The 22,933-nt window shown below is 62.7% G+C and carries 23 protein-coding genes; 11 read left to right on the plus strand and 12 right to left on the minus strand.

Annotated elements, in window-relative coordinates; translation table 11 throughout:
* From ACODTJ_RS27400 to ACODTJ_RS27410, 3 genes are all read left to right on the plus strand, one after another.
* The coding region (locus ACODTJ_RS27400; protein WP_488851162.1) for a hypothetical protein at positions 1–629 on the plus strand (629 nt) is incomplete at its 5' end.
* Positions 630–798: 169 nt separating this feature from the next.
* Positions 799–1,353: a helix-turn-helix transcriptional regulator gene (locus ACODTJ_RS27405; protein ID WP_488851164.1), complete on the plus strand. Its 555-nt coding sequence runs from the start codon at positions 799–801 to the stop codon at positions 1,351–1,353.
* Positions 1,350–2,711 (plus strand): type II toxin-antitoxin system HipA family toxin, encoded by a 1,362-nt coding sequence (locus ACODTJ_RS27410; protein WP_488851166.1) that lies wholly within the window; start codon positions 1,350–1,352, stop codon positions 2,709–2,711. Before ACODTJ_RS27405 ends, ACODTJ_RS27410 begins: the two co-directional genes overlap by 4 nt.
* On the opposite strand, the gene ACODTJ_RS27415 is transcribed toward ACODTJ_RS27410, so the two are convergent.
* From ACODTJ_RS27415 to ACODTJ_RS27425, 3 genes are all read right to left on the minus strand, one after another.
* A complete protein-coding gene (locus tag ACODTJ_RS27415; protein WP_488851169.1) occupies positions 2,704–3,162 on the minus strand; it encodes a hypothetical protein in 459 nt (152 codons plus the stop codon). The genes ACODTJ_RS27410 and ACODTJ_RS27415 overlap by 8 nt on opposite strands.
* The gene (locus tag ACODTJ_RS27420) at positions 3,159–3,458 is read right to left on the minus strand and encodes a hypothetical protein (RefSeq protein ID WP_488851171.1); all 300 of its coding nucleotides are present in this window, start codon (positions 3,456–3,458) and stop codon (positions 3,159–3,161) included. The genes ACODTJ_RS27415 and ACODTJ_RS27420 overlap by 4 nt, the downstream gene beginning before the upstream one ends.
* A gap of 85 nt (positions 3,459–3,543) precedes the next feature.
* A complete protein-coding gene (locus ACODTJ_RS27425; protein ID WP_488851173.1) occupies positions 3,544–3,915 on the minus strand; it encodes a hypothetical protein in 372 nt (123 codons plus the stop codon).
* Positions 3,916–4,023: 108 nt separating this feature from the next.
* Between ACODTJ_RS27425 and ACODTJ_RS27430 the strand changes: the two genes are divergently transcribed.
* Positions 4,024–5,112, plus strand: coding sequence for an alpha/beta hydrolase family protein (locus ACODTJ_RS27430; protein WP_488851175.1), 1,089 nt, complete (start codon positions 4,024–4,026; stop codon positions 5,110–5,112).
* A gap of 56 nt (positions 5,113–5,168) precedes the next feature.
* Positions 5,169–5,810, plus strand: a complete 642-nt coding sequence (locus tag ACODTJ_RS27435; protein WP_488851177.1) for a hypothetical protein — start codon at positions 5,169–5,171, stop codon at positions 5,808–5,810.
* Between the two features lie 29 nt (positions 5,811–5,839).
* Here the strand turns inward: ACODTJ_RS27435 and ACODTJ_RS27440 are convergent, their stop codons facing one another.
* Positions 5,840–6,814 (minus strand): hypothetical protein, encoded by a 975-nt coding sequence (locus ACODTJ_RS27440; protein ID WP_488851179.1) that lies wholly within the window; start codon positions 6,812–6,814, stop codon positions 5,840–5,842.
* 74 nt (positions 6,815–6,888) lie between these two features.
* A complete protein-coding gene (locus tag ACODTJ_RS27445; RefSeq protein WP_488851181.1) occupies positions 6,889–7,785 on the minus strand; it encodes a hypothetical protein in 897 nt (298 codons plus the stop codon).
* Between the two features lie 112 nt (positions 7,786–7,897).
* Here ACODTJ_RS27445 and ACODTJ_RS27450 point away from each other — a divergent pair, with 112 nt between their 5' ends.
* Complete coding sequence (locus ACODTJ_RS27450) at positions 7,898–8,692, plus strand: hypothetical protein (protein ID WP_488851183.1); 795 nt, start codon at positions 7,898–7,900, stop codon at positions 8,690–8,692.
* Here the strand turns inward: ACODTJ_RS27450 and ACODTJ_RS27455 are convergent.
* Both ACODTJ_RS27455 and ACODTJ_RS27460 read right to left on the minus strand, forming a co-directional pair.
* Positions 8,671–9,192, minus strand: coding sequence for a hypothetical protein (locus ACODTJ_RS27455; RefSeq protein WP_488851185.1), 522 nt, complete (start codon positions 9,190–9,192; stop codon positions 8,671–8,673). The genes ACODTJ_RS27450 and ACODTJ_RS27455 overlap by 22 nt on opposite strands.
* A 114-nt stretch (positions 9,193–9,306) precedes the next feature.
* The gene (locus ACODTJ_RS27460) at positions 9,307–10,293 is read right to left on the minus strand and encodes a hypothetical protein (protein ID WP_488851187.1); all 987 of its coding nucleotides are present in this window, start codon (positions 10,291–10,293) and stop codon (positions 9,307–9,309) included.
* A gap of 177 nt (positions 10,294–10,470) precedes the next feature.
* Here ACODTJ_RS27460 and ACODTJ_RS27465 point away from each other — a divergent pair, with 177 nt between their 5' ends.
* Positions 10,471–11,223 carry a hypothetical protein gene (locus ACODTJ_RS27465; protein ID WP_488851189.1) on the plus strand — a complete coding sequence of 251 codons (753 nt, stop codon included), beginning with the start codon at positions 10,471–10,473 and terminating at the stop codon, positions 11,221–11,223.
* A gap of 20 nt (positions 11,224–11,243) precedes the next feature.
* Entirely contained in the window at positions 11,244–11,870 is a 627-nt protein-coding gene (locus tag ACODTJ_RS27470; protein WP_488851191.1) for a hypothetical protein, read from the plus strand.
* Here the strand turns inward: ACODTJ_RS27470 and dut are convergent, their stop codons facing one another.
* Entirely contained in the window at positions 11,871–12,362 is a 492-nt protein-coding gene (gene dut, locus ACODTJ_RS27475; RefSeq protein ID WP_488851193.1) for a dUTP diphosphatase, read from the minus strand.
* A gap of 56 nt (positions 12,363–12,418) precedes the next feature.
* On the opposite strand from dut, the gene ACODTJ_RS27480 reads away from it, so the two are divergent.
* Positions 12,419–17,356, plus strand: coding sequence for a strawberry notch C-terminal domain-containing protein (locus tag ACODTJ_RS27480; RefSeq protein WP_488851195.1), 4,938 nt, complete (start codon positions 12,419–12,421; stop codon positions 17,354–17,356).
* 7 nt (positions 17,357–17,363) lie between these two features.
* A complete protein-coding gene (locus ACODTJ_RS27485; protein WP_488851197.1) occupies positions 17,364–19,253 on the plus strand; it encodes a PcfJ domain-containing protein in 1,890 nt (629 codons plus the stop codon).
* On the opposite strand, the gene ACODTJ_RS27490 is transcribed toward ACODTJ_RS27485, so the two are convergent.
* Positions 19,180–20,034, minus strand: a complete 855-nt coding sequence (locus ACODTJ_RS27490; RefSeq protein WP_488851199.1) for a hypothetical protein — start codon at positions 20,032–20,034, stop codon at positions 19,180–19,182. The genes ACODTJ_RS27485 and ACODTJ_RS27490 overlap by 74 nt on opposite strands.
* Positions 20,031–20,270 carry a TraR/DksA C4-type zinc finger protein gene (locus ACODTJ_RS27495; RefSeq protein ID WP_488851201.1) on the minus strand — a complete coding sequence of 80 codons (240 nt, stop codon included), beginning with the start codon at positions 20,268–20,270 and terminating at the stop codon, positions 20,031–20,033. Before ACODTJ_RS27495 ends, ACODTJ_RS27490 begins: the two co-directional genes overlap by 4 nt.
* Before the next feature lie 135 nt (positions 20,271–20,405).
* Between ACODTJ_RS27495 and ACODTJ_RS27500 the strand changes: the two genes are divergently transcribed.
* Positions 20,406–20,738 carry a hypothetical protein gene (locus ACODTJ_RS27500; protein WP_488851203.1) on the plus strand — a complete coding sequence of 111 codons (333 nt, stop codon included), beginning with the start codon at positions 20,406–20,408 and terminating at the stop codon, positions 20,736–20,738.
* Between the two features lie 6 nt (positions 20,739–20,744).
* Here ACODTJ_RS27500 and ACODTJ_RS27505 read toward each other — a convergent pair whose 3' ends face one another.
* Positions 20,745–21,863: a M50 family metallopeptidase gene (locus ACODTJ_RS27505; RefSeq protein WP_488851205.1), complete on the minus strand. Its 1,119-nt coding sequence runs from the start codon at positions 21,861–21,863 to the stop codon at positions 20,745–20,747.
* Between the two features lie 86 nt (positions 21,864–21,949).
* Positions 21,950–22,717, minus strand: a complete 768-nt coding sequence (locus ACODTJ_RS27510) for an EipB family protein (RefSeq protein WP_488851207.1) — start codon at positions 22,715–22,717, stop codon at positions 21,950–21,952.
* Positions 22,718–22,933 lie beyond the last annotated feature (216 nt).

Here is a 22,933-nt window from a genome sequence, read left to right on the forward strand (position 1 = left end):
AACAGGTGGCCGGCTTCGTTTCGGAATCAATGGCCGGCTTCATCGGAATACGCATTCTGACCTACAAGGTCTTCCGCGACGCCGTTCGTCAGTATGCCCTCGAAAAGTGTGCTCCAGTTTGGGCAGCACGAGCGGAAGCGGCCCGCGCGGCGTTGGCCAGGCCTTCGTACCGGGTGGAATCGCGCCCGGAGCCGAGCCTGGATCCGAAGACGTTCGAAGGCTTCTGTGCGACCCACGGCATCAAGCTGGAGGTGGTCTCCCGCGGAAGCACGATGGAATCCGGTCATCGGCGCTATCATTGGGATTGCACCTTCCGGAGCGCCGGTGGTGGGTCGTTCTCAACCCCATTTTCTATGGGGCGCGATCAGAAGCCGTCCAAAGGCGACATCTTGGAGTGTCTTCAGAGCGACTTCTCCAGCGTTGACGGCATTGATCGGGACTCGTTCCTCTCGGACCTCGGTTATGAGGGATCGGTCCAGAAGGTCCGCGAGGGAGAGCGCATCTACGCGACGATCCAGAGCTCGCTCGCGAGCTTCCATACTGCTTTCGGTGAGGACCTCTTCAACGAACTCTTGACCTCGGTCGGCGACAACCCGCCGCGGTTCTCCCCGACGGCGCCTCGGATGTAATGTCCTCGATTGCGGACATCTGGAGGTTTCGGCCGCACATATCGCTCAATGTCCCATATCCGGGACATTGACAGTTGAAGCTGGAGCGCCTGCATGCTATGTCCCTTATCCGGGACATGAGCAGGCATTCCGGCGCTTTCGATCCAAATGTCCTCAATGAGGGACTTTAATGCGACCCGTTCGAGTGACCGACATTGCGAGTCTGGCAGCCGCTGTAAAGGCGGCCCGTGTCGAGCGGGGGCTTCGCCAGGATGATCTCGCTTTAGCGGCCGGGATCAACCGAAAGACGCTGATGACGGTGGAGGGTGGGGTGAGCGATCGCGATCCTGGCCTCTCCAACCTCATGCGGATCATGCACCAGCTCGGCCTTGAGCTCGTCCTGCAGCCGGCGCGGGCGGGCCAGCCGAACGTCAAAAATCTGATGGCTGAGGCGGCGGCGCTCGGTTTGCGCCTTGAGCCGCGCACCGGCCCTGGGCGTTCGCTCGCCGATCTTGCTCGCGACGCCGGCGACCTTGGGTTCGAGCTCGTTGCCGACGGTGTCGACGAGGCACCGGATGCATCGGAGCTCGCCCTGGCTCGCCGTATTGCAGCCAAGCGGCGCGGCGCTCTTGCCCAGCTTCCTGATGATCCGGCGCCGGAACCTAAGGAAGTCGAGCTCGATGTCGATGACGGCTATGGCTTCGGCGACGAGGGCGATGCCTACGCTCCGAGGGGAATGCGATGAAAGCCCGTGACGAAGTGATCGGTCGCCTCTCGGTCCGCATCAACGGGCAACCGTGCGCTGAGCTGCGAAGCCGCCGCGATGGTCAGCTGGAGCTTCAGTATCTTCCGGAGTGGGTTGCGCAGACCGGCGTCGCTCGCCAGGCTCTGTCCGTCGCCTTGCCTGTTCGGGTCGAGCCTTTCGGTGACGACATGGCGCACCCGTTTTTTGCTGGCCTGCTTCCTGAATCCACCAGCCATCGCCAAAGGCTCGGTGAGATCCTCCACATCAGCGGAGCCGACGACTTCTCTTTGCTTGCTGGGATTGGGCGGGACTGTGCGGGCTCGGTGTCCGTTGTCCCGGCTGACGCCTCTGTCATTCGCGAGGAGGATGTTCCGGAAGAGTTCGATCCCCTCGACGAAAAGCGCCTGGCTGAGCTGATCCGGGATCTGCCTGTTCGCCCACTCTTCATCGATGAAGACGGTGACAACCACCTGATCTCGTTGGCCGGGGTCAATGACAAGGCAGCGGTCATCGTCGTCGATGGCGTCATCGGCCTCCCCAAGAACGGTTACCCGTCGAGCCACATCCTGAAGACGGATATCTCGATCCTGAAAGACTCCATCAAGGTCGAACACTTCGCAGTCCGCCTTGCCGGGGAGCTCGGGATGAAGGTGCCTCGATCGAGGATCATGACCGCGGAGGGGATCCCCTTCATGCTGGTCTCACGCTACGATCGCGTGGTCACCCAGACCGGCGATCAAAAGCGGCTGCGCCGGATCCACCAAGAGGACTTCTGTCAGGCGCTTTCGCTCATGCCTGCTGCGAAGTTCGAAGCCCGCGGCGGGCCCGGGTGGAAGGATGCTTTCCAGTTGCTCGACCATGTCGATGATCGTGCCGGCGCGCGGCTGGAGCTTTTGAGCCGGGCCTTCTACACCTACCTGGTCGCGAACAGCGATGGGCACGCCAAGAACCTGTCTCTACTACATAGAGCCGGGAAGACGAGCTTGGCCCCACTCTACGACGTGTCCTGCCAGCGTGCCTTTGTGGCCGATTACAAGCGGCTGTCGCCCTATCTCACGATGAGCGTTGGTGGTGAGCACGACCCGACCAAACTCACGGGCGACCACTGGGATCGGTTCGCGGCCGAGTGCGGCTTCCAGCCGGCGGCGGTTCGCAAGCTCCTGTCTTCGATGGCGGCGCTTATGCCCGCGAAGGCGGCGGCCTTGCGTGAGACGATGAGGGGAACAGCAGCCGACTCGCCGCGCCTCGACATTGTCGTCGCCGATGTCACGGCACGGTGTCAGGCAGTCCCGGCGATGCTGAAGCGTGAATTCGATCCAGAGAGTGTCGCGGAGGTCGCCGCTTTCGGGATCAGATAGGCGAAAGGCTGACCGGCGCCGTCCAGGCCGTGAGCCTTGCCTCGGCCTCATGATCGAAGGGCTTCGGCTTGCGAAGCATGTCTGACGCTCCCCAACTGCCGGTCATCGCGAACCCATGCTTCGCATAGAAGCCCTCGAGGCGGCCCTGCATGTCGGGAAGGTCGTGATCGTCCTCTGAGGAGGCGTGCGCACGCACGTAGATCGATAGCCCATGCTTGTCGGCCAGGTCGCAAGCCAACTGGAGGATCTTGGATCCCCACCCTTCGCCTGGGCGGTCTGCCTCCATGCTATCGAGGTCGATATCCCCTGCGTTCTCAGGCATGACACCGAAGTGCCGCTGCGCCGGCGCCAAGATCACTCCGCCCCCGTCTCGCAGCTCGTCGTTTTGCTCGATCACGGCGTCGAACTCGCCGAGCATCATCGCGACGGCCGGCTTCGGTGCCTCGCTCACGGTTTTGGACCCGCCGCACCTAGTTCCGCGGCGATCTCGTAATAGGGTCGAATTGGCCCCCGTGCCTTGAACGCGGAAACAGTCTCGCTTCGATAGGGACTATTACGACTGCTCGCCGCGGCGCGCCGCGTCAGGACGTGAGCAACCGGATTGGTCTCATCGATTTCGCAGATGTTATGCGGCCATGACGGATGCCCGATCACTCGCTGAGCCACCGCCTCCTCGATTGAATCGAAGAGCATCCAGGGAACGACCAGATTTTTCTTGGCCGTGAAGTCAACAAGGCAGGCCTTCATTTGGATCTCCAAGGGCGGCAGAGCACCCTCGCCGCCCTTGCTGAAACGGACAAGCCCACGCTGAGTCGCCGAGCAGCTGTGACCTTCAGTTGGGTCGCTCCGCAGCCTGCATTCCGTAGGTCATGCGGCGCCAGGCTGATGCGACACCCCTCGGATCCGTCGGATCGCTGCTCTGCCCCGACGCGTCCTCGCCGGACAGCGCGAAGCTGTCGGCCTTCTCGTCGTATTCTCCAGACAGGGTGATCACGATCGTTGAGGCGTCATCGCCGCTCAGTTCGACCAGGTCGGCCTGGATGTTCGCGCCGTTGAGCGTGAGCGTTGCGCGCCGGTGGCCATCTTCAAGGATGAGTTCGAAGCCACCGGGCTCGCCTGCCGCGATATCGACAAGCGAATTCAACCCAAGGAGCTGATAGAGATCTTCACGACCAACGAGCATCTCGACCTCGCGAAACAGCAAACATCCTGTTCCGGAAGCGCCTGTTATACAAGCGAGATATGGACTCCGAGTGAACCGTATCCCGCGAAATGTCTGAACCCGCAGGGCCCTGTTCGGGTGCTCGGTCGGTTGACGGGATGCCATATCCGGCCGACGCTCTTCCCAGAACAATTGGCTCGGCGATTCATGATTCACGGCACCAATCGAAGGACTGTCCTTGCAGCGCTTGCCGCCTCGGTTCTCCCCGGCAGCTTGCGTGCGGAGGAAAACTTGGTCATGCGCCGGTCGCCGATCCCCGGCGAGGATCCCCATTGGTATGCCTTCGGTCAGAACGGCCCTTGGAACCCCCATAGCGAGCCCTTCATTGTCCCCTACGAAGCCGCTCGCGTCGTCGTTCACGCCCCGCGCGGGGTGAAGACTGGGCGGCTGGTGGTGTTCTCGCATGGCGCTCTCACCGATCCGCTGGTCTACCGGCCGCTTCTGCAGCATTGGGCTTCGCACGGCTTCGTTGTCGCGGCGCCGGTGCATGACGACAGCATCTTCATGCGTGGGCTGCTTGCGAGACGCGCGGAAGCCAAGGGCGGATCATCCTGGGATGTCGATCGCGTCCTGAACGACGCCTTGGCCTGGGACGGGCGCTGCGAGGCTTGCCGACTTCCGCTGGAGCACGTCGACCGGATCCAGAAGGTCATCGGCTACTCCGTTAACACTGAGCGGCCGATCATCATCGGCCACGAGTTCGGCGCCTACGTCGTCCAGCTTCTCCTCGGGGCGAAGGTGGTTGCCGATATGGGCAAGCCCCTCAAGTTCATCGATCCGCGTTGGTACGCGGGCATGATGTTTTCTCCGCAGGGCGTCGGTGTGATGGGTTTGACCGAAGACAGCTGGGGCGGCGTCTCCAAGCCGTTCATGGTCGCCCAGGCGGGCCTCGATGCCGACTTCACGGGCCAGACAGCCGAGCAGCGCCTCGATGCCTTCAATCGCTCGGCGCCGGGCAACAAGCATCTTGCTTGGTTCCCGCAGGCGCGGCGAAATCTCCCCATTGGGCCAAGCGCCGGCGGCAGCCTGGCCGAGAAGACGCAGTTCGAGGATTTCCGGGCAATCACGACGGCCTTCCTCTACGCCTACAGCAACTACGACGAGGCAGTGTTTCATCAGCTGATCACGGATTGGCCGGAACGGGCCACACTGAAGCGCGTTCGGACAGCTTATCGCTAAGGCTGGTTGATCCTTGCGAAAAAGGATCCGAGGCTTCTGAAACTCAGGAGCTAAGAATGACCGAATCCAATCCACTTCCGTCGATCGACACGCCGTTCGGCTCGCTGCAGCTCGGGCAGAGCCCCTGGATCATGCAGGACCCTTACTCGTTCCGGACGGAGGATCTCGCTCTGAAGACGGAGCTGGGCGAGGTTCATCTCAGCTTCCATCTCGACGTTTCAGAAAAGAGCGCTATCCCTTCCGGGCTGCGGTGCGTCTTCGCTGTCGGCAAGCTCACCCCTGTCGGCGATGATCGGCCGGCGCTGCAGTTGCCTGACGGGCGATCCGTTGGCTGGCTGGTTCACGCCATCATTCCGGATGCATCCAGTCCAGAGATGGCATCGCCGAAGTCGGTGACGCTTTACGACTTCGCGACCGGTACCGACTTCAAGAGCACTCGTTTGCACGACGAGAAGCTCGACCGGCGGGTTCGCGGTTTCGTCAAGGACACGATCGAGAGCGCGTTTTCCGAAGATCCGACGTTTGCGCTCCGCATTCGGAAAGCGATGCTGGCCGAGCTCGTGGCTATCCGTGATGGCGAGATCGAAGATGCCGAGCGTGTCCTGGCCGCGGCGACGGTGGTCCGCGACCAAGCTAAGGCGCTTCTGGATGACGTCGACAGCAACCTATCCCTGGCTGAGGCCCGTCCGAGCCTCTGATGCAATCACTGGCGTGCGCCAGGGAAAGCTCACCGCTGGGACGCGATCGTCTCAGCGGTTTTGAAGGCGTAGCTGATGCCCGCATCGAAGCTCTGGAAGCCCTTGAAGGCGGAATAGGGCTCCGGCGGCATTCCGAGGACCGGGGCATTGGACCCAGGCTGGCCATTGGTCCAGAGCCACAGGTTCCCGTCCGTCACTGTCCCCTTGGCGGCGCCACCCGTGGTGCTGACGCAGTCTTCGCCTTGCGGCAGCGTCATATCTCGCTGGAGCGAGTCGATTGCGAGGTTCTGGGAGGCGACGGCTTTCGCGTCACATCGGTTGCGGGCTGAGAGAGCCGCGACCGCTTCACCTTTCCACTGGTCGAGAAGAATGCGCTCGGCGACATTGACAGCCCAGCGCGTCGACTCGCCGAAGCGATAGAGGGCGAACTTGCGCGCGGGCGTGACGTCCCGTGCGGAGACGAAGGCGCCGTCGCCCTGGATCAAGGCGAGCGTCATGGCTGCGAAAGCGTCTGCGCGTTTTGCCTGCTGCTGATCCTCAGAGGTGTTGAGGCAGTTGGCGCCGTGCATCAGGGTGAGGAATGTCTCGGCCTCGGCGCTCGTGGGGAGCTCCTGCCAGGAATAGATGTTGCCACCCGAAAGCCCCGTGGCAACGTAGCCGGCCGAGACGCCGGTGTTGGGCGGCAGGATAACGCAGACCTTCTTCTCGGCCCCCTGTGGCGTGCGATAGGTCAGAACCCGCGACCAACCGATCGGGTTGGTGGTGTCACGCAGCGACGTCAGGTCGTCGTCACACCAGTTGTCCCCGGTCTTTGTGCAGAGCTTCTGCATCGCGCGGTACCAGAACTGCCCCGGGTCATCACCGGTGCGCTCCAGGAAGACAATCGGGAGGCCGGACATCTTCTCAAGGGACTCGACCGCGCGCTGAGCCGTCCCCGTCAGGTCCTGCGCGAAGGCCAGCCCCGGAAGAAGCAGAGCAAAAAGGGCAACGAGAAAGCGATTCATCGGGCACTCCGGAAGGTGAGCGCCAAAACGGTAGTGGGAGCATGCGACTCCCACAAGGATTGCGCTTGCGATTCTCAGGGACGGCGGAAGATTTCATCCTGAACACGGCGCCTGACAGCCTCCGCGTAGGCGATGTCGTAGGCGTTCTTCGATTCCATCGTGACGTCATCAGCGAGCTTCACCAAGATCGAAATCGTCTCCGGAGTGAAGCGCCGGATGAGAGCGGCCGCCTTGTTGAACCGTAGGATCATCTCTCGGGTCGTGCGCGAGGTCATCGTCGGCGGAATCACAGCGCCCGACTCGTCCTGAACGATGAGGTCTGACGGCCGCTTTTCCCAATCGCGCCACTCCAGCCGGCGCTTCAAGATGATCAGCGGCTTGTCCATGATCTTGTTAAGATGCTCTTTGCCCTGCGCCTCACGCCAACCCTTCACGGCCTGTGCGTAGTCCGGGACGAAAAGGAGACACTCGTTGACATACTGGATGGCCGCATTCAGGTCCTTGTCGCTCATAAGCATGAAGCTCTGACCGAACATCTCGGCAGACGAGTCCTTCATGCTGACCGGGTCGATTTCGAATTCCAGCAGCTGCGAGCACTGCGGGAATTTGATCGCATCCTTCGCAAGGCCGGACGCGAACTCGTCGACCTGGATCGAACGCTCAGCCACAGGGAGGACCTTGTCTCGCGCACCTTCGATCATCGCTCGCCAGTTATTGCCGTCCACCATGGCACCCTGCTTCGAGTAGCCATGGCAGGCTCGTGCGAGGTCGATCACCTGCTGGTAGTCTTTTTCCGCCCAGCGGATGGCCGGCTTGCCGAAGACCGTCTTGAACTGGAGCAGGTTCAGCCGGGTGTCTCCGGCGCTGGTCTTCAAAAGCGGCGCACAGGCCTTGTCGTACTCTTCTGTGCTCCATTGCGATCCCGCCCGGGCCGGGCCCTGGTCCTGTGCCAGAGCTACGGCGCCGATCATCGAGACGCCGATGATTGCAGGGAGGGCGAGCCGGAGCAAACGATTCAATCCTTGTGTCAGTCCAGAATTATCCTCATGATTCTTGCTCCTAGCAAGCTTCTGGAGACCTGCCTTGCTCGCACCCGCGCTCGCGGTCGTTCAAGCCGCTCGCGGCTTGAAGCTCTACCTCTCTGACGCAGGCCTTTGGCGTCTCGGCGCGGAGCCGCGCCACCACAAGGCCGTTCTCAAAGCCATTGGCGAGGCTCTCTCGGAATTCGACCGGGTTACAGGACAGTCGAAGGATCCTACCGGCGCTCTCGTTGCCATGATCCGGGCGCCGGGCTCTGAAATCGACATCAGCCGGCTCGTAGATGAGCTTCGGGCGGGCGGCCCCGGTGTCCGGGCGGAAGCGGTTCTGAGCCTGGTTCCCCAGCCCGGCGAGCTCGGGCCTCCTGACGCCGACCCTTCGAGCCCTGACGGCTACTTCCACGGCGTCGACAACGTCCCGAACGATTTCGCCCGGAAGTATGTCGATCCGGATCTGGAACGGAAGTTGAAGGGAGAGGCCCCTGACGAGGAGGCCCCTGATGGCCCTAGCTCCACGCCTTCTTCTCCACGGCCCGGCCTGAAGCCCAGCTCGAAGCCTCGGCACCTGGAGCTGATGAAGGCCGCCGGCCTCGGTGTCATCCAGGAGCGACTGCGAGCGATTCTGTCACGGGTGGGTCCAGAGGATAGCCCGCGACTAAAGGCTGTGATTGGGGGTTTCGCCGCTGTCCTCGAAGAGATTGGTCAGGGCTACACGCCGAGCGGCACCTTCGTTCGCATGAAGCCCGAGACGATCAGCAAGCTGCTGTCGCTGACTCACGAGCTAGATCTCGTCGATCGTGAGCTCTCAGACGTACCCCATCACAGTTTCGGGCCCCGCTGATCGTCGCCATCCGGCTTTCTGATCACGATGAGCTCCTGGGTGTAATCGTCTTTCTCGACGATCTGCACATCTGCGCTGTCGCCAAGCTCCCGCTGGAGCTTGGCCTGCTGCATGTAGATTTCACGAGACTGAAGTGCATCTCCGGTCGCTGAGTCATAAAAATCGTCGTGCCACTCGTACGCATCACCATAGCGGGTCGCGATCGCCTCGTATTCTTTCGGCCGGAGTGCGGTCAGCATAAGGCGAAGCGTCTCTTCCTGCGTCAGCGGGATCTCCAGATCGTCGCTTCGATAGATGATTGCGGGTCCGCCGGTGATCAAACTTTTGAGCTCTGGAATTGGCTTCAGATCGAGGATGGCCTCCGGAGTTTGGATCCCGGTCATCAGCGAACTCGTCGGATTGAACTCCAAGATGCCATCCGCGTGCTCGACCTGGATCTGGAGAACCGCCAGTCCCGTCTCCTTCCGATTGCGCGGGGTGGGGTCGATGTTAAGCGGCATTTCGTACTCCAGCGATTTCTGGCCAGGCTGCTCTCGGGCGGTTTAGACGTCGAGTCGCCTGTCCTTTTTGGCGCCGCCGGCGACGCAAGGCAATCTGAGGCCCGTTCGATCGAGCTAATTGGCTACCCGAAATGGCGCCGCGGCTGCGGATTTGGGCGGGAGACCAATCTGCAACGGTGGGGCGGATGGCACCATGAGCTTCGGCCTCGACTTCGGCGCAGCTGACTTGGCGATGCGGGGCTTGGCAAGGGATGGTTTTGCCACCGGCTCCGGCGGCGGCATAGCCGGGGCAAGTGATGCGATGTCAACCACAGCCTCTGGTGGGTCAAACGGTGTGCGCCAGCAGCTGAGACCCTGTCTTCGTCCTGGCTGATAGACCTCTGCTTCGCGCTCGATCCCTGGAACGAGCCGACACTCCGCGGGCGGGTTCCAGCTTTTCACCAAAGCGGGCCAGGTCTTTGCCAGCGCAATCGCGGCTGCCTTCGCCTCGTGCGGGGCACTCACCGCCTCTTCTTCACCGCGGATGCAGTCGAGATCAAGGTGTCCGGCTGCAAGGCAAAGCCCATCCCGTTCGATCGTGTCGGTGATCGGGCCGGCGCTTAGCATCAGCCACCCGTCATTGGTCTGGGTCACCGAAGGGACGAGATAGGCAAGATGCGGCTCGGCGATCAAGATGCGTTGCCAGTCCGCCAGCGCGTCCATCGGGTCCTTCGACCGGTAGATCGCGAGACGAACCCAATTCGCCGACTTCGGGCGCATCGATTTCGGGTCGGAGGACGTGGGGCGCGCTTCGGTGACGCTTTCGGCCGTCCCAATCGCCTCTCCGCGAAGCACCCGCAGGGCTGCGCCAAGCCCGATCTGCGGATCGGTCGACACGTCGGTGCTGACTGCCACGCCCGGGTCAGGCGCGAGCAAGGCTGCCGGGGCATTCGTATCGGTTGGTGCAAGGGTGATGCAGGTTGCGCCGGGATTGCGATGCAGGGCAGTCTCCGCCGCACCTGCGGGGACATCACCGGCATATCGCTCCAGGTGAACCGTTCGCCCCTTATCGGTGCACAGCAAGGTCCAGCCTTCCGCCCGCGCGTCCGGCGCGAACAGCATCGCAATCCCAAGCAGAACAGCTGCGCCCCAATTTCTCAAAGGAGAGAATCCTCAATTCTTGATCGGCGCGATTATGCCTGTCGGCGACGATATTCGCATCGCGAAGTTTCCCCTCATCCACCGTGCTTGTGGCTTTCCTGAAAGGATCCCTTCATAGCCTCGGAAAGCGAGGAATCGATGCAGTCGCGAAGTGCGCCCATCGTCGTTTTGAAGGTGAACGGGATCACGATGCCCGTGGATATCCGCGAGCTCTCGCCGCGAAGCATTCGCTTGCTCAATCGCGTCGACAACCGGATCCTGACACCCTTTTTCTACGCTCTCGGCATGGACAAGCGCCATATCGAGCTGGATCCCGCAACCCTTGTTCGGGCGTCTGGCCGTCTGAACGAACCAGCCGAGATCTATTTCACGGCTCTCGCACCGGCCGAGCTCCAATCGTCGAATTCAGAGCTTCAAGTCGGACGATATGGCAACCCGCGGCTGCTGGAAACCGTCATCAAATGGCTCGATGCTTCGGCAAAGATCATTGAAGATGCAACCGCTTCGCGGGAACGCCACTTCGAGAAAGAGCACGCGGCCCTCGATCGGGAGATCAGCGAGTGGTTCGAGCAGCTCTCCCGCGTCGCCCTTTCGAATCCAACCCGATTGCTTGTTGGCCCTTCCGGCCGGGTTGAACGTGAAGGCGAGGAAATTGTCGTGAACTGGCGCGCCGTGCCCCTTGCTCGCACCACGGGGCGGGCGAACGGTCTATATCTTCGCATCCGTGACCGTGCCGATCGCGAAGGGGCGCCGTCAGCGCACGCCTGGCTGATGCGTCAGCCGGAAATGAAGAGCGTTCTCCACGCGCTTGAGGCCGCGCTCATCAAGAAGATGCCGTCTCAGCATCCCACCGAGCCTTCCGCTCCCAGCGTCCCGGGTTCCCGTTTCTGACCAACCATGAGAGCCACGCTATGACCGATATCCAGACCTTCGACGTCATCGAAGCCAAAGCGAATTTCGATCGCTTTGCTGTCGAGGACACCATCTCATCCATTCTCGAACGCTATGGCCACACCGCCGACATCCTGGAGTCGACTGTGCCCGGCGTCGTCGCATTCACCCGCATCGGCGACTACGGGGCGTTCCCGGATTACCAGCGCATTGCAGCTGCGATTGCCCGCGAGACGGGCCATGAGGTCCGTGTCATGGCGAACGCCGACTGGACGTTCGACGATCGCTGCGATGAGGAAGCAACCTACGTGCTTTTCGGCATCGAAGGCTTCGACGCGAGCTACGAGGACGAGCATCGCAACCGTATCTACGCTGTCGATCCCGAGTCTGCCCTCACCGATCAGGCCTTCGAGGATTACAACCGTGCTCTGAAGGTGCTGGACCTGCGCATCGAAGAGCTTGCGGTGAAGTCCAAGCAGCTCAGCGCGACCGGCCAGCAGCCGGACGAGTCGGAACGCGATCAGCTCGTCGAGATGAAAAAGTCTCTGGGCGTGGAGGACGTGGCTCCCGTCGCGGCTATCCTGAAGCTGGACTGGCAGGGCGCGCTCGCCGCTGCGGCGCCGGCGGAGCCGGTCCCGTCGCCCTGATCAGGCCGATCGGCCGGTGGATCCGAAGCCGCCGGCCCCGCGATCTGTTTCGTCCAGGTGGGCGACTTCAGCGAAGGCGACCTGGTTCGAACGCAGGAAGACCAACTGCGCAATTCGGTCGCCAGACTTGATCTTGATCGGCGGGTGCCCGGGCGCGACGATCGCAGCAACCATCACCTCTCCGGTATAGTCCGGATCGACGATCTCGGCGACGAGATGAAGCCCTTCGTTGCCCAGGCCGGAGCGAGGGGCTACATGGGCGTAGAAGCCTGCAGGCGGCGTCAGAGCGATTCCGGTCGGCAGACGAACAACCTGGTGACCGACCTCCGTGATCTTTCCTTCGGGATCGAACAAAAACAGGTCGGCGCCAATGGCGCCTGCGGTCTTATAGGATGGAAGCTTCGCATCCGGATGGACTTTGCGGACTTTCGCCTCAGGAGCAAAATTTGCGTGAGTCATGACGCTTTCGGGTTTGTGGGTTTCGAGGATCATTCCGAGAATGACGGTGTCAATTCCTTGGTGCGACACGAATCTTCGAGCCTGAATCCATGATCAATCAGCCTTGGGTAGATCTCTCTGAGTACGGCCTCCAGCTCAAGCTGGTCCGCTCGTTCAGCGGCGTCTCGAACCTCGTGTTGCTCGGTGAATCCAATATCGTTCGCGACCTGCACACTCCGGCGAACAAGCTTGGTTTCAAGCCCCACCAGACGAACAAGAAGCTGCTCTTCAAGGTAGCCAAGTTCGACGACAATGGCGTCCTGACCGAGAAGATTTCGGTGGATGCGTTCCGCCCCTTCTTCCCGAAGGCGAAGGCGGACACCTACGAGCTCGAACGGCACTATGTCGATCTCGCTGCGAGCCACGCAGCGGACAAGCCCGTCGATCGACCCCAGGATGCAGCGGCCACCAAGGGCGTGCCGGCGCGCGTTCTATCGGGCGGTCATCCGCTCGGCTTCAATCGCTTCGTTCAGGAAGTCTACGAGCTCAATGGTGAGCGCTATATCAAGGACACCCGCGGTATGGCCGTCTCCGAGCGAGACGGCACGACGCCCGGTCTCTTTCTGCGTGCACCGGACGCCGAGTCCCTCGCTATCTGCGCTGAGGCTTTCGTTGAGCAGGCTGCGCGTGGGCGCGTCCAACACGCTGCAGATCTGCAGCGCTTCATTTCCACGATCGGGCACCAGGGGCCGGTAGCCGAGTTTACCGATGCGGTGACCGCGGCGCTCGGCCGGCACCTCGCCAAGCGGGGCGGCACCACGCTGGGAGATGCCTTCATCACCGCGTCGAAGATGCATGAGGCCCTCCCCTGCCTCCACGACACGAACGGAGCCTTTGTCGCCGGTCCGATGGCCGTCGCTTCCCAGCGCATCCTCGGTCTCGACCCGGCGCTGACCGATCGAACGATTGCGATCGACGACGCAGGCCCGGGTTATCTGCTGTCGCATATGCCGAAGGGCGCCAAGTTCGAAATTCGAGCTGACTCGGAGAAGCATGCTGCTGCGCTGCGAGCGGTGGCTGCCGTCCGCGGTTTGAAGGATATCGAGTTCCGCAAGGGCGGCCTCCAGTCCTCCGACGCGCGCGGCCTGTTCGCCGATGTCGGCAGCAATCACTCCGCGATCATTCCCCAGCTCGGCAAGATCGGGACCGACGGCGTTGGTGTGATCGTTCTCGATTCCCCGAAGAACGATCAGGAAGAGGCGAAGCTTGCCGCCATCCGCGATCAGATTGCTCGCGAATGGCGCTTCGAAGCCGAGTCCACGATCGATGGCGGCCTCTGGGGTGGGCATCCCGACCTTTCGGGCCGGATCATGCTCGCCATCGCGGGCCGGCGTTCCGAGCCGTCCGAGGATGCGCTGCCTCCCTCGCCGCGCCCGATCCACGACTGGACCTCGCTCTGGACCTGGACGGCAGAGATCGTCTCGAACCGCGCCCGTGAGGCGGATCGTTCCCGGCTTGCCGCCGCGGCGAATGTCGAGCTGAAGGGCGATGCTGATCCCAAGTCGATCAATTCGTTCCAGGTGCCCTATGCGAGCGCGTCACGGGTCGGGAACCCGTCGACCATGGTCCCCCGCAATCTCGAAGCCGCGACCCGAGAAGCCTTGGCTCGCGTCGTCCGTCAGCATGGCGACGTCGACTCCTTCGTCGCCGCCGAGTTCGGCTATTCGAAGGATGATCTGGCTCGGATCTTCTCGCCGGAACAGATTGACGCCCTGGCCCTCTACCTCCATGCAGACGAGCGCGAGCGCGGCTTCCTGATCGCCGACCAGACCGGCGTCGGCAAAGGCCGCACCCTTGCCGCCATCCTGCGCCGAGCAGCGATGCGCGGCGAGCGGGTGATGTTCCTGACCGAGCGCCAGCAGAACCTCTCCGACATCTGGCGTGACATCGTTCACACCGAGTCCGCAGCGCACTTCCTGCCGATGGTGCTCAACGACTCGGTCTCGATCATCGACGAGGCGACCAAGAAGGTCGTCATGCGCGGCGCGGCGCGCGAGGATGTCGACGCCATGCTCGATTCCGGCGCCTGGCCTGCGAGCGTCAACCTGATCCTCGGGACCTACAGCCAGTTCAATCGCGAAGTCGTCGAAGGTCAGAGCACGACCGAGGGCGACCTCACAAAACGGAAGTCCGCCTGGCTTCGCGGTGTGATCGACGCCGAGACGAAGCTCGTTCTCGACGAGTGCCACAACGCGGCCGCCTCGACATCGAACGTCGGCAAGAACATCAAGGCTGCCGTCGATAAGTGCGGCGGTGTCGTCTTCTCCTCCGCGACCTTCGCGAAGACGGCCGAGCACATGGATCTCTATTGGAAGCTCCTCCCCGAAGGGCTTCTCGACGGCGAGATGGCGCTCATGATGCAGCGCGGTGGCGAGACCTTCCAGGAAATCCTGTCGGCGATGCTCGTCCAGGACGGCGTTATGATCCGTCGGGAGTTCGACCTCTCGCGTGTCACCTATCGCACGGTCGTCGACACCCAGCGCTTTGACAGGAACCGCTCGTACATGGATGCGGTCGCGCCCATCCTGGGCGAGTTCGTCAGGTTCGCCGCATCCTGCGACCAGACTGTTCAGGACGAGCGCAATGCTCGCGCCAATGCGCCGGAGGGCGAAGCTGGGCCCGTTCATCAGGCCTTCCGCTCTGGTTACGGCAGCCCGCTCTATACAATTTCGCGGCTCTTCGTTGCGGCCCTGAAGATCGATATCGTCGTCGAGCAGGCGATCGACGCGCTGCAGAATAACCGCAAGCCCGTCATCGTCGTCGAGAACACGGTCCAGAGCCTGCTCGAAGAGCTGGCCGAACAGGACATCGAGGTCGATGGCGCCGTCGTCGCTGACTTCCGCGCTCTGTTTCATCGCATTCTGCGGAAGATGGGTCAGCGGACGCTCAACACCCAGAATGGTGCGGTGCGCGACCTCACGGCGGACTATCCCGAGCTCAAGGCCATCAGTGATCGCATCCGCCGCCTGATCGAGAACCTTCCTGACATCCCCGCCAGCGCCGTGGACGAGGTCAAGCGTCGCATCAACGAAACGGGCTTCACCTGTGACGAGATCACCGGCCGCACCCTGGAGATCCGCGGCGGTCGCGTCATGCGGCGCCCGGCATCCAACCCGACTGTCGTCAAGAACTCGTTCAATTCTGGCGATCTCGACGCTGTGATTATCAATAGCGCCGGCGCCACCGGCATCGATCTTCACGCTGGCTCCCGTTTCGACGATCAGCGCCCGCGCGTTCTGCTCGAACTGCAGGCGCCTGCGGACATCCTGCGCAAAATCCAGGGCCATGGTCGCGTCAACCGGTACGACCAGGTCGAGGATCCGGAGATCATCTCGTTCCTGTCGGGTCTGCCGATCGAGATGCGCCTGGCCGCCATGGAGAACGCCAAGCTCCGTCGCCTTTCTGCGAACACGACCTCCAATCGCGACGCCGCGATCCTGGTTCGCGATATCCCCGACCTCATCAATCCGGTCGGCGATATCGTGTGCTCGCGCTACGCCGAAGCCCGTCCGGAGCTGATGCGTCGCCTCGGCTTCAAGGTCGACGAAATCCAGCTCGGCGCCAAAGACAACCTGAAGATCGAGATGGAGTCCTCGGACAAATTGCGGTCCAGCCTCAAGCAGCGCACCCGCCTCAAGGTTGAGAAGTCAGTTCGTGGTGAAGAGACGGAGGTCTCCGACAACAAGCGCACGGCGAACGAGATCCTGGCGCGGCTGATCATGCTGCCAGTCTCGCTGCAGGAGCGCGTCTGCAACGAGCTGACCGCCGAGTTCCATGCGGCGATCGAGGAGCTTGAGGCGCGCGGCCAGACGCCGTTGAAGACGCACGAGTTGCCCGGCATCGTCCACATCAAGGAGACGAAGAGCTTCGACGGCGTCGAGTCGGAAGAGGTCGACTCGCTTTTCCACGAGCCGCTCTATGCGGTGACCGGTGCGCTGGAGCGCGTCGGCACGCCGATCAAGACAGACGGCCTCCTGGAGCGCATCCAGATTGGCGAAATGGCCTCCGGCCGGGCCTTCGCTTGCATCGAACGGCTCCAGAATGATCTCGAAGAGATCCTGCGGCCCTACCTGCCGGCGAACATGACAGTTGCAGAGGCGCTGGCTCGCGGCCACAAGGAGGTTTCACGGCGCAAGGACGCCATCGATCGCCTGATCACGGGCCTGGAGAAGATCAAGCCCGGCGTTCAGGTCACCTACAGCGTCGACGAGATCGCCGTCACGGGCGTTGTCACCCGGATCGAGTATCCGCCGCGCGGCTATGAGCACGTCGCGAGCACCTACGGCGTCGAATTCGTGGTTCCGGGCGATCAGCGTCCGCGCTCGATGCGCCTCGGCACGCTCCTCAATGATTCCAGGTTCGCGGTAAAGCCAGGGCTGGAGTCGAACGACTATGAGAAGCTGCTGAAGGCATTCGAGGATGCCGAGGCGCTCAACCTCCATCCTGTGACGCTCCTGACCAACAATTTGTACCGTGGCATGCGCTACAACACCGAGCACAACCTCGGGCGCCTGGTCACGTACAAGGATTCCGCCGGCTCCTTCCATCGCGGCATCTTGGTGACGAACAAGAACCACCGCGACCTGAACTTCCCTGTCGGCATGACCGACAGCAAGATGGCCCAGGAGGCTGTTGCGGATGGCATCGAGCTTGTCGGCTCGCCGTCCCTTTCGGACAAGCTGATCGCACTCACTCCGGAAGGCACCGGTGTCAGGCTCCGTCTGCCGCCGCGCAACTCGCGCAAATACGGCTTCGTCTATGACGTGCCAACCATCAACGATTTCGCCCGACGCGATCCGAGCCTGGAGAAGAACGGAGCGGCCAATGTCCTGATCCAGGCCGATGAGGTCGCTGAGGTGGTCGATGCGCTCTATCGCGCAGGCGCGTCGCTCTTCGCTAACGGGACCAACCGGAAATGGGCGCAGGAGCGCATGCAGAGAATGAGCAAGAGCAAGAAGTCCGCTCCCGCTCCCGCTATGATCCGGTGAGGCCAAGATGACGAGCCATAGCAAGGCCATGCGCGAGCAACTCGTAATTCTGCTCGGTCAGATGCCCATCGCCACCCGCGCGACACCTGACGGCGGCGTCGAGGCAGCTTCCTTGGACGCCACCGGCGTTCCGGGAACCGTGAGCTATCTCAGCGTGACCGGCGCCGGCGAGCTCCGTGCCGTCCGTCGAACGGTTCGGGTACTCAATCCCGATCCCTTCTCCTCGTTCGAGGGAGCAGCGGCGGCTCGCGAGCGGGAATTTCCGCTGTCGGAAGCCCTCGACTGGTTTGGCCTGCGTGGTGGCATCTCGGGTTACGCCAAGCAGCTTCACGCAAGCTTCACCGTGCGCTTCCCCGAGTCGAATATCCCGGACGAGACGATCCTCGCGGTAGGCGCTGCCCAGCTCAAGGCGGCGCATATCGAGACGATTGCGGCCAAGCTCGACCCCCGGGTTCTACGAGCGCTGCGCGCCGTGAGCGTGTTCCACCAGCCGGCATACGCATTCTATGCCAACCCGGCGCGCGCGGATGTCCGCCTCCAGGCGGCCGAGGCCTACCCGCTCCTGGCGCAGGATCTTGCGGTAAAGCCGACGCTGAAGCTCGCCATCGACATGAAGAAGTCGCTGAATGACGCGCTGATGCGCGCCTATGGCGAAACCGATATCGGCGTACCGAAGCTCTCCCGTAGCCTCCTGCGCCGCCTGGACAAGCTCGACTGGAATGACCGCGGTACGGCCCCGAAGGTTCTGGTCGAGATGCTCTCGGCCGCGCCGCCGGACTGGTTCCCTACGAAGCGCGCGGAATTCGACGCCCTGCTCGACATCGTCGAGGGCGCGCTTCGGCCACTGTACGTTGAGATGCCGGATGGGATCGCCTCACTGCTGGAGGGGGCGAAGGGGCAATGGGCTGATCTGCGAGCCCGCGCCGCCAAAGCGGCTGCTCCGACCCAGCCGCCACTGGACCTTCCGGAGGACCAGAAGACATCCTGGCAGCCAGTGCCTGACGAGAGCCAGGAAGGGCTTCAGCGCGCCGCGAACGGTGTCATCGACATGGTTCGCTCCTTCCGCGACCAGGTTGTCCTGCCGATCGCCATGTCCCGCTCAACGGAGGACGAGGCCTATCTTGGTCCGGAAAGCCTCAGGCTTGCGACCGACGCGGCCATTCGTCTTCTTCTCGCCAAGAAGGCGCTACCGGCCGCGTTCGAGCTGCAGCGGGATTGGCATTCGCGCGTGACGACGATTCTGGCGGCTATCGGAACCGATGACGAGCCGGAGATCGCGCGCGGCGAGATCAAGGCCGTAGCAGCTGATGGCTGGGCGCCGCTCTGCGACGTTTGGATCGCACCGAACGGAATCCAGATCGTTCCACTAACGGACAAGCGTGAGCTTCGCGAGGAAGGCAAACGGCTCAATCACTGCGTCGGCGGCTATGACACCCGTGCGAAGGCGGGGGACTGCCACATCCTGTCGATGCGTGAACAGGGGGACGGCTTTGACGCGGTCTCGCTGTCGACCGTCGAGATCGGCCGCGTCAACGAGGGCGTCCCCGAACTTTCCGTGCGCCAGCACCATGGACAAGGCAACGGCACACCCCCGAAGAAGGCCGTCGCCGCGTTCGCCTGGTTCAAGGGCGAGGTCGAGGCTGGCCGCATTCCGCTCAACCACGGCGGCATCATGAGCTACCTGTCCAATCGCACCCGCCCCACCGACGAGATCGAGATCCGTTGTGGGTACGATCGGAAGGACCTGGAGATCGTCGAAAGCGCACTGCGCGCCTGGGAGCCCTTGATGGGCAAGCGACTGCGGAAGCTCAGCCTCGAGGAGTTCAGGAAGCTGCCTGAGATGGCTGATATCGTTCAGGCGCTGGCCCCGAGCTATTCGCCGGCGCTGCGCGTCTGACACCTGCCGGCCGGTAGACAAGCCGCGGTCGCTCCACGCCCGATCGGACAAAGCCCTTCCCTCGAAAGAGGGAAGCCAACCTCGCACGCCAGCCTGCTGTCCCCCCTTGGTCGTAAGCGGCTGGCGCCTCGGCGACGGTGAGCATCAAGAGAGCAGCAAGGGTGAACGGCAGCTCCATGACCACGTCACGCTGCGCCGTCTGCATTGCCGCCGCGATGTCCGCCTCGCTCGCATCTTCCAGCTCAGCCATTGCCCTAAGCTCGTCCAGCAACTGTGGAGGAAAGTAGACTGTCGCCAGGTTCGTGAGCCTGGCCAGGCATTCGGTCCAGCCGCGTCCGTAGATCTTTCGCGCCAGCAGGGCGTGAACCCGCAACTGGCTCGGCTTCAGCGCGACCGCGGCGTATGAGTGGCGGCACGATCCGTCGGCAAACTCCCAGGCCGTCATCATGACGAGCTTGTCCGGCTCCGACGGATCGGGACAGACGAGGACGCCGACGCGCTCCGGGTGAGCGGCACCATAGAGCGCCTCGCTGCCCTCTTCCCGGCGTGGCGCGTCCTGGAACTCGATCCAATACCCGTTCTCCGGAACGGAAATCAGATCGATATTTCGTTCGATTGATGCGGTCTGAGAGTCGACGCATGCCTGCAGCTCGACCACGGTGGCGTCGTCGAGCACGAACCCTTGCGCATGGTCGACGAGCTCGGCGAAATGCATGTGCTCAGCAGCGCTGCGCATACCGCGGGCATTGTTTGCGGCTTTGCTCTGCAGGGTTCCCTTCACCGACGTTCCGCCATCTGCTGGCAATTCACGCAGCGGGTCGCGCTTGGAAGGGCCTTGATACGGGCGGCCGGGATCTCGTCGCCGCAGATCGCGCAGTCGCGCTGCTCGCCCAATCCAGGCTCTACCGCGAGAGACGCCTGGATGTTGCGGATCTGGCGATCCCGCATCATTTCATCGCGCTCGATCGCGAGGGAGATGTCGCTTTCTTCGGTCATGGCAAAGCTCCGGAGCGACAAGGATTCTTCCCTCGATCGCCTAACGGAGAAGGTAGGGAGAGCCTCCTGCGGCCGTCAACCAAGAACCGCTACTGCGTTTCTTGACCGTCCACCGTTTCTCGCGGACACTTTCTGAAGTTTTCCGCGGAGCGATTCATGAAGCGCATCATCACCCTCCTGGCCCTCGCGACGCTGAGCGCCATTCCGTCGATGGCACAGGCCGGGGAATACGGCCGCTACGCAACCACCACCGAGCAGTTCGAGGCGGGGTTTCCCCGTATGATCGATGGGCGCTATCCGCTGAGCGCGCCGCCAAAGGAGCGCATCCCGGTGGGAGCTTACATCCCGCCCGTGGAGAACAGCTTTGCCAACGTGAAGCACTATCGCACCGGCGAGGCCTCCGTGGACAGCGGCCGCCGCTATCGCAGCAGCCGCGATATCAAGGGCAACGCCCGCTACGATCGCTCGCGCGCTGCCTGGCGCCGCTAAGGCGCCTCAGGCCTTGCTGAACAAGGCCCATAGGTCATTGATCGTGAGGGTCGTCATGAGCGCAAGCAGCAGGACGACCCCAACAGCCTGAATGCCGACAAGGAACTTGGCATTCAGCGGACGTCTGACGATACCCTCGATCGCGCAGATCAGCAGCTGACCACCGTCCAGAACCGGCAGCGGCACAAGGTTCACGACCGCCAGGTTGATGGAGAAGGCGGCGATGATGAAGACGAAGTTGGCGATACCGTCGCTGATCGCCTGAGATGTCACTTCCGCCATCTTGATCGGGCCGCCGACCTCTGAGATCGGCCTTGTGCCGATGAACAGCTGCTTCACCGCGATCACAAAGGCCCGTGTCTGCTTCCAGACGTCGCCGGCGCCATAGATGAGGGCATCGATCGGGCCCACCGTCTCGTGGACGGGATCACCCGACACGATCCCAATCCGGCCGATAGACTGTGTCCCCCCAATGCCGGTGATGCGCTCGACACGCGGCTGAACCCTGATCGTAAGCTCCTCGGTTCCCCGAGCAATCCGAGCGACGGCGGGCTCGTCCAGGCGCAGCGAAATTTCCGAGAAGATGTCGCCGAAGCTGTGGGTACGAACACCATTCACGCTCAGAAAGCGGTCCCCTGGACGAATTCCAGCCTGTTCCGCGGCGCCGCCGGCTACGACCTCCCGCACCACGGGGGGGACGACGGGCCGGCCGAATCCCACATAGAGAGAGGCGATAACGAGGAAACCGAGAAGCAGATTGGCGCCCGGGCCCGCAGCCAGGACGATCGCACGATGCAGCGGTGGGCGGCGAAGCAGGTAGGGGGATTTTGGGTCTGGCTTCGCGTTGTCTGGCATGTCTGTTGCCGAGACCATCCCCGTGCCATCACGGTCGCCCAGGAACCGAACGAAACCCCCGATCGGAATGGCTCGCAGCTGCCATTCGCAGCCGTCGCGATCCTGGCGCGACCACAGGACTTTCCCCAGGCCCACTGCGAAATGTGTCGGGCGCGTTCCGAGGGTTTTGCCCGCGATAAAGTGGCCATACTCATGGACCGTCACGAGAATTGCGAACGCGACCAGGAAAGGGACGAGAGCCCCGGCGATCCCAAAAACATAGTCCAGCATCAAAATTCCTCGAAGCGACCGTCAGATTCTAGGGCGGCGCCGAGGCCGGCTGAAGTGGACCCCGGCAGTCATTCACAGGCTAGCGGTCAGCCTTTGCAAGGCTGGGCAGGGATGAGTTCGAGCTTCTCGATACGGCCTCGGCTGACCCGCTCACCTTCGATCACCTCGAAGCCGGCGACGACGCCGTTTTCGAACTCCGTCGCCTTCATCTCGAACGATGGGCCGGCATCCTGAAATGCCTCACCGACAAAGAAAGCCTCGCGAGTGTGCCAGGATTTCAGCCCCTGGAGCGCGCCAAGATCGCCCGGATCCGGCCGCCGCGGCTGAACGATGGTGGATACCTGCGCCGCCTTCGTGCCGAATCCGGGCGCGCCCAGATAGGCTGGCATGCTCTTCATGATCGCTCCGGGCCCGCTGATGCCGATCGCGGAACGCAGCTCCTTGGTGCGGCTAATCGGGAAGAGAACATTGGCCGGGAGCTCCGCCCTCTGCTCCTCCGGAGCTACGATGCGGACGACCGTTGCGTCATTCTCCCGCTCGGCCTTGCCACGGAAGCTTTTGATCTCGGTCCCGTCCTGTTCGAGCGTATCGTTGAAGGAATAGGATTTGCCGTCGGCGGATTCCCAGGTCGCGGACGTGCGCACGACCTTCCCGAAGTCGTTGTCGATCTCCAGGCGCCGGAGCATCGCGTAGCCACGGCAGGCGTCGCCAAGCAGCTCGACCTCCATGCGACCGGTCGGCGATCCCGACTCGTCCGTCATGGAATAGGTCGCGCGGTGAGACGCGATCGAGGCGTCCTCGGCAAGCGCCGGAACCGCGGCAGCCAGGGCAATCAGGAGAGAGAGCGCACGCATGAGACGACCTCGGTCAGCCGTGGGATTCTGAGGCACAAGGAATAATCCAGGCGACTGCCAGTATCAAACCATCGATTCTAGGATCCACGCTATTCACAAAGGATTGTGGCTTTCCTCCACGGGCGGGAAAGAGGATGGACTGCAATTGGGTTTCTCGGCGTGTCGCTATCGAACCAAGGACTGCTTCTCTCCCTCTCATCCCCTAGCGGCGGGGGG

The organism is Allobosea sp. FG18 (genome assembly GCF_057809495.1).

What these genes read in the sequence shown, in the direction of transcription:
- ACODTJ_RS27405 (WP_488851164.1), top strand. Translation starts at nt 799, where the DNA reads ATGCGACCCGTTCGAGTGACCGACATTGCGAGTCTGGCAGCCGCTGTA.
- ACODTJ_RS27410 (WP_488851166.1), top strand. Translation starts at nt 1,350, where the DNA reads ATGAAAGCCCGTGACGAAGTGATCGGTCGCCTCTCGGTCCGCATCAAC.
- ACODTJ_RS27420 (WP_488851171.1), bottom strand. Translation starts at nt 3,458, where the DNA reads ATGAAGGCCTGCCTTGTTGACTTCACGGCCAAGAAAAATCTGGTCGTT.
- ACODTJ_RS27435 (WP_488851177.1), top strand. Translation starts at nt 5,169, where the DNA reads ATGACCGAATCCAATCCACTTCCGTCGATCGACACGCCGTTCGGCTCG.
- ACODTJ_RS27440 (WP_488851179.1), bottom strand. Translation starts at nt 6,814, where the DNA reads ATGAATCGCTTTCTCGTTGCCCTTTTTGCTCTGCTTCTTCCGGGGCTG.
- ACODTJ_RS27445 (WP_488851181.1), bottom strand. Translation starts at nt 7,785, where the DNA reads ATGATCGGCGCCGTAGCTCTGGCACAGGACCAGGGCCCGGCCCGGGCG.
- ACODTJ_RS27455 (WP_488851185.1), bottom strand. Translation starts at nt 9,192, where the DNA reads ATGCCGCTTAACATCGACCCCACCCCGCGCAATCGGAAGGAGACGGGA.
- ACODTJ_RS27460 (WP_488851187.1), bottom strand. Translation starts at nt 10,293, where the DNA reads ATGCTGTTCGCGCCGGACGCGCGGGCGGAAGGCTGGACCTTGCTGTGC.
- ACODTJ_RS27465 (WP_488851189.1), top strand. Translation starts at nt 10,471, where the DNA reads ATGCAGTCGCGAAGTGCGCCCATCGTCGTTTTGAAGGTGAACGGGATC.
- ACODTJ_RS27470 (WP_488851191.1), top strand. Translation starts at nt 11,244, where the DNA reads ATGACCGATATCCAGACCTTCGACGTCATCGAAGCCAAAGCGAATTTC.
- dut (WP_488851193.1), bottom strand. Translation starts at nt 12,362, where the DNA reads ATGATCCTCGAAACCCACAAACCCGAAAGCGTCATGACTCACGCAAAT.
- ACODTJ_RS27480 (WP_488851195.1), top strand. Translation starts at nt 12,419, where the DNA reads ATGATCAATCAGCCTTGGGTAGATCTCTCTGAGTACGGCCTCCAGCTC.
- ACODTJ_RS27485 (WP_488851197.1), top strand. Translation starts at nt 17,364, where the DNA reads ATGACGAGCCATAGCAAGGCCATGCGCGAGCAACTCGTAATTCTGCTC.
- ACODTJ_RS27500 (WP_488851203.1), top strand. Translation starts at nt 20,406, where the DNA reads ATGAAGCGCATCATCACCCTCCTGGCCCTCGCGACGCTGAGCGCCATT.
- ACODTJ_RS27505 (WP_488851205.1), bottom strand. Translation starts at nt 21,863, where the DNA reads ATGCTGGACTATGTTTTTGGGATCGCCGGGGCTCTCGTCCCTTTCCTG.
- ACODTJ_RS27510 (WP_488851207.1), bottom strand. Translation starts at nt 22,717, where the DNA reads ATGCGTGCGCTCTCTCTCCTGATTGCCCTGGCTGCCGCGGTTCCGGCG.